This is a genomic window from Thermoanaerobacter ethanolicus JW 200 (assembly GCF_003722315.1).
Classification (GTDB): domain Bacteria; phylum Bacillota; class Thermoanaerobacteria; order Thermoanaerobacterales; family Thermoanaerobacteraceae; genus Thermoanaerobacter; species Thermoanaerobacter ethanolicus.
In genome coordinates this window covers 801,426-815,455 of record NZ_CP033580.1, presented here as the reverse complement: position 1 = coordinate 815,455, position 14,030 = coordinate 801,426, and the positions used below count along the sequence as shown (strand labels likewise).

The following is a 14,030-nucleotide window of genomic DNA, read 5'->3' as shown; positions in this document are numbered from 1 at the left end:
ATACCAATCTACTTAATAATATATGATAAAATCACATAGCTAACAATACCAACAACAACAGGTGTAAATAGCTTCCTCGTAAAATATGCAGCTATAAATGTCGGTATTGCTGAAAATAAATATACATTTGATAAATCTAAAAATAATTTTCCATCTTTAATAAAAATTACCGGAAATAAAAGAGCTGAAAGAACTGCCACAGGTACATACTCAAGAAATGACTTTACAGCCTGAGGAAGTTCTATTTTAGTTAAGCCATAAACAGGCATAAATCGTGGAATATATGTAACTAAAAACATTCCAATAACACTTATTATAAATTTCGTACCCATTTGTCAAGCAATACCCCCATTCCTGCACCTATTAATGCGGCTACAATGACATTTGTATTTCCTGGTAATATAAACGTCAAAGTTATAGACAGCAAACCCGAAAATATACTTATAAAAACTTTTTTATACCCTGATATTTGCATTAACAGCAAAGCAATATACATTGCGGGAAGTGCAAAATCAAGCCCTACGTTTATAGAGCCTCCTATCAAACTTCCTGATACAGCACCTAAAAATGAAGAAAATACCCAGGCAGTATACGAGGTTAAAAATAGTTGGTAGAAATAACCTTCAGTATATTCAGAGTTACTTTGCAAATCTGTAATCGCAACAGCATATGTCTCATCAGTAATAAAAAAAGATAATATTGGTATATGTTTCCTCGATATGTGTTTCATATACTGCGATAGCGATGTGCTATATAAAAAGTGCCTCAAATTCACTATAAATATTGTAGATACCAGTGTAACGATACTTGTCCCTGCACTAAGCAAACTTATAGCAATAAATTGTGCTGAACCCGCATATACAAAAAGAGACAATGCCATCACTTGTGAAACAGTAAAACCGCTTTTCACGCCAACTAGTCCATAAGCAAAACCTATTGGCAAATATCCTAACACAATAGGTAGTGCACTTTTAACTCCATTTATACTCTTTTTAACATCACTATCTACTATCATAATTTACTCCCTCACCATCACTAAAAATATTTATTTAAAAGCAGGAGCATGCCTCCTGCTTTCGTTTATTTCACAACAATATTTACAAGCCTGTTTTTGACGACTATGACCTTCTTTATCTCTTTTCCATCCACATATGCTTTTACATTTTTATCAGAAAGGGCGAGCTTTTCTATTTCTTCGTCAGTAGCATTTGAAGGAACTTCAAGCCTTCCTCTTACCTTGCCGTTTACCTGGACAGCTATCTCTACAACATCTCTTTGTAGAGCTTTTTCATCCCACTTTGGCCATTTTTGATTGAAAACAGAATATTCATATCCAAGTTTTTCCCACATTTCTTCAGAAAAATGAGGGGCAAATGGCGCCAAAAGTTTTATTAAATCTGCCACCACTTCTTCATAAAATTTGATATTTTTAACTTCCACATCTGCCTCGTATTTATAAAGGGCATTTACCAGTTCCATTATCCTCGCTATTGCAGTATTAAACTGAAATCTCTCTGCATCTTCTGTCACACCTTTTATAGCATAATGTCTCACATAGTTTAATTCATTTTCATCTTTTCCCATTTCGTCTTTGGTCTTGCCAGGATTGTTTCTTGTCTCAATAAATTTATCTATAAACCTCTCCACTCTATTGACAAATCTGGAAATTGCCTTAATACCATCATCATTCCATGGCCCACCTTCAGAATAAGCAAATCCAAACATAAGGTAAAGCCTGAATACATCAGAACCGTATTCTTTAATGTATTCGTCAGGCGAAATGACATTTCCTTTAGATTTACTCATTCTGCTTCCATCAGGTCCCAATATTGTGCCTTGGTGGACTAATGATTTAAAAGGTTCATCAAAATCAAGATATCCCAAGTCTCTTAAGGCTTTTGTGACAAACCTTGCGTACAAAAGATGCATTGTCGCATGCTCTGCTCCACCTACGTACTTGTCAACAGGCAACATCTTATTTATCCATTCTTTATTGAAAGGCTCTTTGTCGTTTTTGTTGTCGGGATATCTTAAAAAGTACCAGGAAGAATCCACAAAAGTGTCCAAGGTATCGGGGTCTCTTAAGGCCTTACCACCACATTTAGGACAAGTTACATTCATAAAGCCCTCATGCTTTTTAAGTGGAGACTCACCTGTTGGAGCAAATTCCACATCATAAGGAAGTAACACTGGCAAATCTTCTTCTGGGACAGGGACTATGCCACAGCGTTCACAGTGAATGACAGGTATTGGAGCACCCCAGTATCTCTGCCTTGAAACAAGCCAATCCCTCAATCTGTAATTTACTTTAAACTCTGCTCTACCTTCTTGCTTTAATTTTTCTACAATTTTTATCCTCGCTTCTTCTGATTTCATGCCTGTAAATTCTCCACTGTCTATAAGCACTCCATACTCAACAAAGGGTAGACTGTCGTCTATATCTCCAATTCCTTTTATCACTCTTTTTATAGGAAGGTTGTATTTTGTTGCAAATTCATAATCTCTTTCATCATGGGCAGGAACAGCCATGACACATCCTGTTCCATATGTTGCAAGGACGTAATCTGCTATCCAAATAGGAAGTTTTTCTCCCGTCAGAGGGTGTATAGCATAGGCCCCTGTAAATACCCCTGTCTTTTCTTTTTCAGTAGACAACCTTTCAATTTCACTTTGTTTTCTCGCGTATTCTTTATACTCTTCAACAGCTTGTTTATATTCTTCTGTAGTAATTAAATCTACAATTTCGTGTTCTGGCGCGATGACTACATACGTCGCTCCGTACAACGTGTCAGCTCTTGTAGTAAATACCTTAAATGTCAGGTCTTTTCCGTCTACTTTAAATTCTATCTCTGCTCCATCCGATTTTCCAATCCAATTTCTTTGCATTATTTTTGTTTTCTCAGGCCAATCAAGTTCATCCAGTTTTTCAAGGAGTTCTTCTGCATAAGCAGTTATCTTAAAAAACCACTGAGTCAAATCTTTCTTTGTAACTTCAGTGCCGCACCTTTCACATTTTCCGTCTATAACTTGCTCGTTTGCAAGAACAGTTTGACAGCTTGGGCACCAATTCACTGGAGCTTTCTTTCTATAGGCAAGGCCTGCCTCAAAAAGCTTAAGGAAAATCCACTGTGTCCATTTGTAGTACTCCGGCAAGCAAGTTATTACTTCATAGTCCCAATCAAAAGTTGCCCCCATTTCCCGTAGCTGCTTTTCCATCGTTCTTATGTTTTCCATGGTGGAATCATAAGGATGTATTCCCGTTTTTATCGCGTAATTTTCTGCAGGAAGTCCAAATGCATCAAATCCCATTGGGTGGAAAACCTCATAGCCTTGCATTTTTTTCATCCGTGCCCAGGAATCAGTAGGTCCGTAATTGTACCAATGTCCTACGTGAAGCTTTGCACCCGAAGGATAAGAAAACATCTCAAGGCAATAAAGCTTTTTATCTACATTTTCAGGATTAAACTTGTAAAGTTTTGTCTCTTCCCATCTTTTTTGCCATTTTCTATCAACATCCACTGAGTAAGCCATAAACCTCCACTCCTATCTATGATTTTTTAGCAAACTCGATTTTATTAAAAAAAGTCTTTCATCCGTAAGAGACGAAAGACTTACACTTCCGTGGTACCACTCTTTTTGGCATAATGCCCACTTAAACCTGTAACGGCAGTAACCGTGCATACCTACTACACTTCAGTATGCCTGCTCCATGGCGAGTTTCGGCATCTTAGGCTACCGTTTTGCACCCACCAACGGCTCTCTTAAAGCTTACAATGCCTACTACTCCACTTCATCGCATTTACAAATAGATTTGTACATTATTTTATTACAAAAGAAAAATAAATGCAATATCTTTTGAAAATCTTTATAATTAAAGTAATTAAAACTGTTACTTTGCGCCTTATAATTCGTCTATGATTGTGGAAATTAAAAACAGCCAAGTTCCAAAAAGTTACTTATAAAATTTTGATGCGTCTATATAAGTGAAAGGAGGCCCATGGGTGAAAGATGGTTTTTTAAGCTTTTATGAAACTTTTTTTGACGATGTGTACCGGTACGTGTATTTTAAAGTAGGTAATAGCTGGGATGCCGATGACATCGTAAGTGAAATTTTTAAAAAAGCCTATGAAAATTATAGTACAATAAGAACCAATCCAAAGTCTTGGCTTTTCTCGATTGCAAGAAATACTGTCACAGACTTTTATAGAAAGAAGAAAGAAATTGTAACAAATGATGAACTTGAAAAATACTATTATCCGGATATTTGGGAGGACAAATTTAACAAAGAAGTAGAACTTAATTGCTTAAAAAAATCAATTTACAGCCTTCCAAAAAATGAAATTGAAATAATAAACTTAAAGTATTTTTCGGGAATGACCCATAAAGAAATATCACAGTTAATTGAAAAAACTGAAGATGCAGTAAAAATGAAAGCCCATAGGATTATTCAAAAATTAAAAAATCTTGTTATTAAATGTTTGGAGGGATGAATAATGAAAGAGAAAGATATAGAAAAAAATCTAGAAAAACTAAAAGAACACATCCCTGTAAATTATCAATTAAAAGAAAAATTAAAAAAAGAGTTTAAGAAAAATACTAAAAAAAGTTACAAGTTTATAGCCATTGCCGCTTCTTTACTTTTAATCGTAGGATTTGCCCTTGCAAGCTTTTTATCCCACAACAATTACAGTCCAAATTATATAACAAGCCCCAGTCCTTTCATCTCAAAAGCAAACGCTGCAGATTTAAAAATTGCCAATCAAATCTCCTTTTTTGACATTGGCAAGGGTAACACGGGAAGAATTGCTGAATACAATGGCACCCTTTATATAGCCATCCCCGAAAAAGGGCTTTTTGAATATAATAAAAACGGCTTTAGACAGATAGTGGGTGAAAAAAGCAAAAACGTGCCCATTGGAGTAGGAGACGTAGCTGTATCTCCAGATGGAAAAAAACTTTTATATTCTTTAAACTACCAATACTATATAAAAGACCTTTCAACAGATAAAACAGAAAAAATTCGTGTAACAGGCAATGGTTTAGACATTTTCTATGAAAGCCCTTCTTTTTCTCCTGATGGAAATAAGATAATTTTTACTAAAAATGTATACACTCCAAGAGAAGGAGGTCATGGTTTTGAAAAAAAAGCAACTTTATGGGAGTATGACCTCAAAACTTCACAGCTTACAGAAATAGCCGAAGGCTCTTATGGAAGCTATGTAAAAAATCAAAATGCCATTGTTTTTGAAAAAGACAATAAGATCATTTACAAAGACCTAAAGACAGGAGAAGAAAAAACAGTAGATGAAGGCAGATTTCCTTCTGTATCTCCTGATGGAAACTATATAGCATATGTAAAATCAGAGATAAAAAACTCTACCATTGACGGAGTAGAGGTAAAAGAGGATATAAGCAATGTGTGGGTCACTGATGCCGTAGGCTTTGCCACTAAAAAACAGGTTACAGAGAACTTTTCAAAGCCAAATTTGAAAAGTCTTGTAGAAAGTGTGAAAGAAAAAAATAAAAATTCGCCAATAAAATCCGACTTAGTTACAGGAGGAGAGTATGATTATTATCTGCCTTCCTGGAGCAATGATTCTAACAGTATATATGTTTTGAAAAATTTAAATGAAGATGTAAGAGGAAATATGATGACTCTTATGAAAATAGACCTTTCAAAAGAAAAATTATCAGCTGACTACACTGTAAGAAGATTTTTACAGGCTTTAATAGCAAGGGATGACGATTTTGCAAAAATGCTTATGAAAAATCCTCCTTCTTTCCTGACAATATCAAATCCTCACCCTGTAGGATATAATATATTAGGGACTGGCAAAGAAGGTGAAAAGACATATGTGGATGCAGAGCTATACATGGGATATTGGGGAGATACCTATTATTCCATAGAAAAACAAAGATATTACCTTACACCCAGTGAAAATGGTTATATAATTGACAGCATAAAAGGCTTGGAAACATTAGAGTTTTATGATAAAAATAATACCTTTTATGAACGCATTAATGGAGAAAAAGGAAAGTCTCTTTTTAGAGAAACTGACATTCCAAAAGAATACCTTCCTGAAGGAAATTTTAGATTTACAGCTTCTGCTTTTGACGCCAAGACAAACACGCTATACTTTACAGTTTTGGGACTGGATAACCGCCAGTCAAAACTTTTAAGCTATAACTTAGACACAAAAACTTTTAAACTTGTTAACAGCATTGACAATGGAGCTTTTGCTGAACTTAAGCTTGATGGAAACGGGAACTTTTTGGCAGCGAACTTTTTCTCCGATGATGGAAAGCAAAAAGTGTACCTGTACAATCTAAAAACAGGAGAAAAAACTGATTTAGAAACATTATTTAAAGATACAAAAATTGATGAAATAGAGGCAAACTTCTGGAATCAAGATAAGCTAATGTTCAAAATCTCCACTTATGGAATATCATTAATGTATGAATACAACCCAGTTAAATCACAAATATCTATTCCATAAAAAGGCAGGGTAATCCTGCCTTTTCTTTCCCATCTCGCCACTTAATTCCCTACCTCTTTTAACTGATGATTACTTGTAAAAAATTCTCTATATGTTAAGAAAGTTACACTAAAACAGGATATAGCAACAGTTGATGCCAGCATAAAAGCAACCATTATCTGGTATTTAACTGCATCAATAGGGTCTACTCCACCCAATATTAGCCCTGTCATCATTCCTGGAAGTTGAACGATGCCTAGAGTTTTCATGCTGTCAACTGTTGGAATCATCCCTGTCTTTATCGCTGTCTTTATCACTTTTTGAGCTGCTTGCCTTGAAGTTGCACCAAGTGACAAATACGCCTCTATTTCCTCTGACTTATTTTTTATTTCGTCTTTTAGCCTTGAAACAGCAAGTCCTGAGGCTACCATTGAATTTCCTACTATCATTCCTGATACAGGTATAACTTCCTGGGGTCTAAAATGTATATTTCCAAACAAAATGAGCAGAGAAATTGTAATCGCGGCACTTAAGGCAATTGAAAAAGTGATAAAATAAAAAACATTTGGTATTCCCTTCCCTCTCTTTGAAGCATTATTTCCAGCAACTACTATCATTAAAGTCACCATAGCCAAGGTAAATAAAGCACTGTTTGCAGCAAATATATAGTGTAAAATGTATCCCACTATTGTAAGCTGCACAACCGCTCTTATAGTACCTATGACTATTTCCTTTTCAATCCCCAGCTTTTGGTAATAAGAAACAAAAATTGATATTAGCACAAGACTTGACGCCAATGTCAAAGACAATACACTCATTTAACTTCCTCCTTTAACTTGCCTTGTATAAACAATTTTGTAATTTCATTTTGGGGATTTGTAAAAAAATCATAAGTTTTAGCATATTCTATTAATTGCCCTTTGTTAAGCAGTACTGTATAATCTCCAATGCGCTTAGCCTGTTCCATGTTGTGAGTTATCCAAATAATCGTCAAATTCATTTTTTCTTTTAGGTTAAATATTAATTTCTCTACTATTTCTGTAGAAGTAGGGTCAAGGGCTGAAGTAGGTTCATCAAGTAAAAGAGTTTCAGGATTATTTGCAAGAGTTCTAGCTATAGAAACTCTTTGCTGTTCCCCTCCTGATAAACTTTTCACATCCCTTGTAGCATACTCACTATTCAATCCTGCAATGCTCAAATAATATTCCACATTGATATTTTTTTCGCCTTTAAGCATTGGACCATACTCAATATTCTCTTTTACTGTTCCTTCAAAAAGATGAGGCTGCTGAAAAACCATTCCAATTCTCCTTCTTAAATCTATCACATCTATTGTTTTAACATCCACGCCGTCTATTAAAATACTGCCATGGGTTGGATCTATCAATCGGTTTATCAGTTTAATCAAAGTCGATTTTCCAGCTCCAGAAGGGCCAACAATAGTATGTATTGCTCCACCTTCAAACTTTACAGAAATGTTTTTTAATATCTCTTTTCCAAAACTACTGTAACTTACCTCTTTAAATTCTATTTCATTCACATAAATCACCTCTATTGTAACAACTGTTACATTTATATTTAAATTGTATCCTTTCTTTGTGCGAAAGTCAACAAAACTAAAAATTTCTTTCCAGCTTTGATATTTATTTGACATTCTTTTGCTAAAGTAATAAAATATAATTGACAATAAGAGGAAAGGAGGCGATTCTATGGATACAAAATTCATCACAAGAACTGCTATTTTACTCGCCATCACTCTAATATTTCAGTTTTTAAAAATGCCCCAACTTATAACAGGTTCTATCGTTAATGCAATGCTTTTAATCGCAGCTGGAACTGTTGGAATGTGGTCAGGAGTGACAATAGGACTTTTAACACCGGTAATTGCATTTTTAGTAGGCATAATGGGATTTCCTTTAATGATTCCTTTTATAATGATAGGTAACGGATTATACGTGATACTTTTTTCTACACAAAAAAACAAAGTAATAGGAATGATAGTGGGTGCTGTAGTTAAGTTTATATGGCTTGCTTTATCAGTAAAATATATAATGCAGCTTTTTAATGTAAAAGTTCCCCTAAAAATTGTACAGGCTTTTACAACACCTCAGCTTATAACAGCTATAATAGGAGGTATACTGGGAATTATAGTAATTGCATTGCTCGAAAACTACTTCAAAAATGTGAAAGAGCAATAATAAAAACAAGGGGAGACGGTTTTCTTCTCTCCTTGTTTTTAAACTTAGCTAAAGACTTTTTTATATTACTAACCCCTTCTATTTATCAGCCCAACATTCTCACAACATTCATATTCCATCTGCAAAGTAACATGATGTATGCCAAAAGTTTCATCGAGAATAGTTTCAATCTGATCCATTAATAATTTTGCTTGACTTAATTTAATGTCATCTCTTGTGTTGACATGGCACTCAAAATGTATATCTTTATCATTAGTTTGCCACACGTGTACATGGTGTATATTTTTTACGTCTGGAAGTTTCTCAATTTCCTTTTTTATGATGTCAAGATTTATATTCTCGGGTGTTTTTTGCATCAATATTCCTATCGTTTCATCTATTATTTCAAAGCTTTCTTTTATTATATAAGCTCCTATTAAAACTGTTAGCAGCGGATCAATCCAGTAAATATTGTATGCATAGATAAATATACCTCCAATAACTACACCAAGCGATGACAAAGCATCAGAAAGCAGATGTATATATGTTGATTTTATATTTAAATTCTTTTGAGCGTTTTCCTTCAGTAAAAACACTGATAACGTATTTGCCGCAAGTCCTATAACAGCAACTACTATCATTAAGGAACCATTAATCGGTTCTGGTTTAAAAAATTTTATATATGCTTCTTTAAAAAGATATAAAGATATAACTACCAAAACCACCGAATTAAATAGCGCTGCAAGTATCTCTGCCCGTTTATAGCCAAATGTCATTTTTTCATTGTTCTCTTTTTTGGATATTTTTATTGCAACGTAACTTACAATTATTGAGATTCCATCATTAAAATTGTGAAGTGCATCTGATATAAGAGATAAACTGCCTGACAATATACCTCCTATTATTTCAACTATTGTTATCACAAAATTTAGTATCATCGCAATAACTAAGTTATTTTTGCTTATCTCACCATGATCATGATGATGGGCCATATCTAAGCCTCCTTATGCTTATATAATAGAATTTGAATACCTTCCACATCTATCACCTGTCATCGCTATTACTTTGCCGTTTGCTTTAATTTGTATTATTTCACATTCGTTAGGACAAGCTTTGCAAATAAAGCTCGTCGTTTCAAACTTCTCCTCTGAAACCTCAAACCCTTTAAACTTAGTAGAATTGCCTGTCCGTTCCATTTCATCTTTTGCCAACATCGCTATTCCTATTGCTCCCATGATGTCATAATACTTTGGCACAATTACTTCGTGTCCCACCTCTTCTTCAAACGCTTTTTTTATCGCAATATTTGCCGCCACACCGCCTTGGAATACAAAAATTGGCTTCAATTTTCTTCCTCTTACAAGATTGTTCATATAATTTCTCACTAAGGCCTTAGAAAGACCTTTTAATATTTCAGCTTTGCTAAAGCCATATTGTTGTTTCGATATCATATCAGATTCGGCAAAGACTGTGCATCTACCTGCAATTCTCACATCTCGCTTTGCAGTCAATGCAATTTCACCAAATTCTTCAATCTTTATACCCAGCCTTTGTGCCTGATGGTCAAGAAATGATCCTGTACCAGCAGCACAAACCGTATTCATAGCAAAGTCAGCTATCGTACCATCATTTATAATAATAAGTTTTGAGTCCTGTCCGCCAATTTCAAAAATAGTACTAGCATCTGGATGAAAGTGTAATGTAGCAGTAGCATGGGCCGTAATCTCATTTTTTATTACATCTGCACCAAGAACGTATCCAAGAAGCTGTCTGCCACTTCCCGTTACGCCAACCCCACCTATTTCTTTAGTTGCCAATTCATTGTGTAATTTGGCTAGTTCATCCTTTACAGTATCAATTGGTTGCCCAACATTTCTTACGTACGAATTGAATAATACCTCATTATTTTCATCAATGGCTACAACCTTTATACTTACTGATCCTACATCAACACCAATATATATTTTCTCCACTTTTGTCTACCTCGCTATCCTTTTTCTGTGTTTTTTTTGTTTTATAACATCTAAAAAAGCTTCTATTCTCGTTAATACATTGGCAATAGCCATTTGTTCATCTACAGAAAGTGACAAAATTGGATAATCATATTCTCTCATTATTTTATCTATCACACTTTGAGAAACAAGTTCTGGTAAACATCCAAAGGGTTTTAAATGAACAACTCCATCAAATCCTCTTTCCATAAAATCAATTATTGCACCCACAGACTGTTTTGCATGCCCACCAATTATTATCTCTATGTATTTCTCACCTTTTTTCAATATTTGATGTTCCTTCTCTTTGTAAGAAGGCAAAGGTATTAGATTAAAGTCAATCCATTCGGAAATGTAATGAGACCTTTCTACTTCTGCACCATAAGCATTTAAAACTTCTTCTATATTACCATTTATTGAAGGCTCCATTACAACATATATTTCTCCTACTATTCCAATCCTTATTTTTTCTTCTTCCGGTACTTCACAAATTTTTATACTATTCAACCTCTCAATTGCCTTTCTTTCAATCTTCTTTACATCTTCAGAGGACTCTATTCTTCTATACTCTTCTGTAATTTCATGCCACGCCTTAGTAAACTCTCCCTTATTACACTCATAAGCTCTCTTGCACTCTACAATTTTCTCTACTTTATCCATCGATTTTGCCATGTCATATACAGTTTTTACAGTTTTAATAACCTGCCGCCATGAATTATTTCCTTTTATCTTTTTTACATTTTCCAAAAAAGTTTTCAAATCTCTTTTCGGCTCATCAAATATTATAAATTCTACATCATAACCCATGTTTTGAAGTATTTTTTTCTGAGCCTCTCCATAGTAACCGGCCCTGCAGGGACCATTCCCACCAGAAGTCACTATAGTATCCGCTCCTAATTCTAAAGCCTCAAGATAAGTCCCTAAAATAACCTTTAAAGGAAAACAAGCAAATTCAGGGCTATATTTTACGCCATAATCTACAGTTTTTTGTGAAGGCTTCGGGGGAGTTATCACTTCATGCCCTAATAATGTAAAAAGTTTTTCATACATATAAGGAGAACCCATATAAGGAAATGTTATCTTCACTTAAATCACGCCTTCCACAGTTTTTTCAGCTTTATATTTTTTAATCCTTATGAGGTCCGTAAATGCCTCAACTCGTGTAATTACGTGACTTTCACCAGTTTGTTCGTCAATTCTTAAAGTCATAAAAGGTTTTTTATGTTTTTCAGAATCTATAGTTAAAAAAGGCTCAAGAATTGAATCAGGACCGCATCCAAAGGCAGTAATATGAATAATGCCGTCAATGTCATCTCTTTCCATAAACTCATAAGCTGTGCCTAAAAGCATATTAGTAAATTCCCAAAACATATTTTTTTTAAATTTTTTCAATTGACGTTGTATTATCCTTTCTTCCATCATATCAAAAGTCACAACTTTTATGTTGAGCTTGCGAAAAACATTAAGCAAGTCCATATTAACAAATCTATCATAAACATTATATACATAACCAATTAGACCTATTGTAATATCGCCATCATATTTTTTTGGTTTATCACTCGTCAAAAGCTCATTTATATCATATCCTTGCCTATTCAAAGTTCTAAACTCAAGCCATTTGTCTCGTGCTTTCTTTAAAGCATTTTTTAAATCTTTTCTACTTACACCCAATTTATCGATAAAAACTGTATAATTGTGAAACTCTGATATGTCAGTACTTTTTGACACTATGTTATGAGTCAAAATTTTATTCTCAATGCCATCAAAAAGGCCTTTTATCATGTCAGGCAACCCCATAAATTTAGGGCACATAAATATACCTTTCCTTAAGCTTACAAACCTAGGAATATATATGTAATCGACACTCTTATCCAGCAAATTTAAAACATGTCCTGTATATACCTTCATAGGTACACATATTTCCGCAACTGCTTCTTTTACCCCTATGTCTAAAATACTTTTTGAAGTATCGTCAGAGGTGACCACTTCAAAACCAAGGCTTTCGAAAAGAGTTTTCCAGAATGGATAATAAAAATAATACATTAAAGCTTTTGGAATACCTATTTTCATTATTTGCTCTCCTCTCCTCCAAGTACATCATATATCATATTTTACACTACTTCAATCACTTTTTTCTATTGCTTTTACAAAAATTTCTATGCTTTTTTTAACAAATTCTCTATCGCTAAAGCCAATTAGCTTGTTACCATAGGAGGCATTCATTAAAACAAAACCGAAATTCAATGATATAAAAGCAAAGGCTAAAAGTTCAAAATCATCAGTATTTAATAATCCCTTCTCATACATTTTTTCAAAATACTTTATCAAAACTTCTTTAAAGCCTTTTGGAATCCTGATCAGATATTCTTTTACCTCTTCAAAAATCTCTGGACTTCTCAAACCTATCATGATTTTCGCTTTTTCTTCTGTAAAATTTTTATGATATTCATGAGCCAACATGAATAGGTCTTCTTTTAAATCCCATGTACATTTGTCTAATATTCTTTCATTTACAGGCTTTAATAATTCCAGCTCTTTTAATGCATAAAGCACTATATCTTTTTTGCTTCCAAAACATCTAAAAATTGTAACTTCATTTACTCCTGCCTCTTCTGCAATATTTCTTGTAGTTGTAGACTTATATCCTTTTTCAGAAATTAGTTTTAAAGTAGACATAACTATCTTTTCCTTCACCGAATCGCCCATTAAAACACCTCACAATATGTATGCAAGTAATTGCTTGCATACATATTATAACATATTTAAGCAAAAAACAAAATATACCTTGCTATTTAATTCCTAATATTTCTCCAAGTTCTAATATACGCTTTCCCAATCTTTTCGTCGCCTCTATTGCTTCCGTATCATTTAAAATTTCTCTTTCTCTATAAGCAATGCCACAAACGCCTCTATTTGCAGGAATCATATCATGCTTAAGGAAAAACGCATTTATAGCCGTTATAGCACTTTCTTCCCCATATTTTCTACCCACTACAATAGCACCGCCAATTTTGTTTCTTAACTGTCCTTTTATACACCAAGTTCTATCTATAAAAGCCTTAAGTTGAGCAGAAATGTTGTTAAAAAAAACTGGACTTCCTATTACAATTGCATCACTTTTTAAAAGCATTGGTATAAGTTTTTCTGTCATCTCATCTTCTATAGGGCACTCCCCATCCTTTTGGCAGGCCCAACAAGCCAGACATGGCTTTATATTATACTCTATAAGTTTTATAAATTCTCCTCCCGTAATTGACATAGTCAATTTTAAAAGAATGTCAGTGTTGCTCTTTTTCCGTGGACTTCCGGAAATATATAAAATATTCATCTCCTCACCCTTTTCGTGTCTTTTAACATTTTATACCAATTTTCCAACTTGTTTGACA

The 14,030-nt window shown here is 34.0% G+C and carries 14 protein-coding genes and 1 other annotated feature; of the genes, 3 read left to right on the top strand and 11 right to left on the bottom strand.

What is annotated here, in order from left to right:
- Positions 1 to 8 precede the first annotated feature (8 nt).
- The 3 genes from EB239_RS03965 to leuS all read right to left on the bottom strand — a co-directional run bounded on the left by EB239_RS03965 (position 9) and on the right by leuS (position 3,531).
- Complete coding sequence (locus EB239_RS03965) at positions 9 to 332, bottom strand: AzlD domain-containing protein (protein WP_003869898.1); 324 nt, start codon at positions 330 to 332, stop codon at positions 9 to 11.
- Entirely contained in the window at positions 314 to 1,015 is a 702-nt protein-coding gene (locus tag EB239_RS03960) for an AzlC family ABC transporter permease (RefSeq protein ID WP_003869899.1), read from the bottom strand. The genes EB239_RS03965 and EB239_RS03960 overlap by 19 nt, the downstream gene beginning before the upstream one ends.
- A 65-nt stretch (positions 1,016 to 1,080) precedes the next feature.
- Entirely contained in the window at positions 1,081 to 3,531 is a 2,451-nt protein-coding gene (leuS, locus tag EB239_RS03955) for a leucine--tRNA ligase (protein ID WP_003869900.1), read from the bottom strand.
- A gap of 64 nt (positions 3,532 to 3,595) precedes the next feature.
- Positions 3,596 to 3,803: a binding site (T-box leader), on the bottom strand.
- A gap of 198 nt (positions 3,804 to 4,001) precedes the next feature.
- Between leuS and EB239_RS03950 the strand changes: the two genes are divergently transcribed.
- Both EB239_RS03950 and EB239_RS03945 read left to right on the top strand, forming a co-directional pair.
- Complete coding sequence (locus tag EB239_RS03950; protein WP_003869901.1) at positions 4,002 to 4,490, top strand: RNA polymerase sigma factor; 489 nt, start codon at positions 4,002 to 4,004, stop codon at positions 4,488 to 4,490.
- Positions 4,491 to 4,493: 3 nt separating this feature from the next.
- A complete protein-coding gene (locus EB239_RS03945) occupies positions 4,494 to 6,497 on the top strand; it encodes a TolB family protein (RefSeq protein ID WP_003869902.1) in 2,004 nt (667 codons plus the stop codon).
- Positions 6,498 to 6,538: 41 nt separating this feature from the next.
- Here the strand turns inward: EB239_RS03945 and EB239_RS03940 are convergent, their stop codons facing one another.
- A complete protein-coding gene (locus EB239_RS03940; protein WP_003869903.1) occupies positions 6,539 to 7,294 on the bottom strand; it encodes an ABC transporter permease in 756 nt (251 codons plus the stop codon).
- Positions 7,291 to 8,016, bottom strand: a complete 726-nt coding sequence (locus EB239_RS03935) for an ABC transporter ATP-binding protein (protein ID WP_042835458.1) — start codon at positions 8,014 to 8,016, stop codon at positions 7,291 to 7,293. Before EB239_RS03935 ends, EB239_RS03940 begins: the two co-directional genes overlap by 4 nt.
- Positions 8,017 to 8,185: 169 nt before the next feature.
- Between EB239_RS03935 and EB239_RS03930 the strand changes: the two genes are divergently transcribed.
- The gene (locus tag EB239_RS03930) at positions 8,186 to 8,674 is read left to right on the top strand and encodes an ECF transporter S component (RefSeq protein ID WP_003869905.1); all 489 of its coding nucleotides are present in this window, start codon (positions 8,186 to 8,188) and stop codon (positions 8,672 to 8,674) included.
- Positions 8,675 to 8,742: 68 nt separating this feature from the next.
- Here EB239_RS03930 and EB239_RS03925 read toward each other — a convergent pair whose 3' ends face one another.
- The 6 genes from EB239_RS03925 to EB239_RS03900 all read right to left on the bottom strand — a co-directional run bounded on the left by EB239_RS03925 (position 8,743) and on the right by EB239_RS03900 (position 13,972).
- Entirely contained in the window at positions 8,743 to 9,645 is a 903-nt protein-coding gene (locus EB239_RS03925) for a cation diffusion facilitator family transporter (protein WP_003869906.1), read from the bottom strand.
- 18 nt (positions 9,646 to 9,663) lie between these two features.
- On the bottom strand, positions 9,664 to 10,626 hold the full coding sequence (locus EB239_RS03920) for an acyl-CoA dehydratase activase (RefSeq protein WP_003869907.1): 963 nt from the start codon (positions 10,624 to 10,626) through the stop codon (positions 9,664 to 9,666).
- A gap of 6 nt (positions 10,627 to 10,632) precedes the next feature.
- A complete protein-coding gene (locus tag EB239_RS03915) occupies positions 10,633 to 11,730 on the bottom strand; it encodes an acyl-CoA dehydratase activase-related protein (RefSeq protein WP_003869908.1) in 1,098 nt (365 codons plus the stop codon).
- Positions 11,731 to 12,714, bottom strand: coding sequence for an acyl-CoA dehydratase activase-related protein (locus tag EB239_RS03910; protein ID WP_003869909.1), 984 nt, complete (start codon positions 12,712 to 12,714; stop codon positions 11,731 to 11,733). It lies immediately after the preceding gene.
- Between the two features lie 51 nt (positions 12,715 to 12,765).
- Positions 12,766 to 13,350 carry a TetR/AcrR family transcriptional regulator gene (locus EB239_RS03905; protein ID WP_003869910.1) on the bottom strand — a complete coding sequence of 195 codons (585 nt, stop codon included), beginning with the start codon at positions 13,348 to 13,350 and terminating at the stop codon, positions 12,766 to 12,768.
- Positions 13,351 to 13,432: 82 nt separating this feature from the next.
- Positions 13,433 to 13,972: a flavodoxin family protein gene (locus tag EB239_RS03900; RefSeq protein WP_003869911.1), complete on the bottom strand. Its 540-nt coding sequence runs from the start codon at positions 13,970 to 13,972 to the stop codon at positions 13,433 to 13,435.
- Between the last annotated feature and the right edge of the window lie 58 nt (positions 13,973 to 14,030).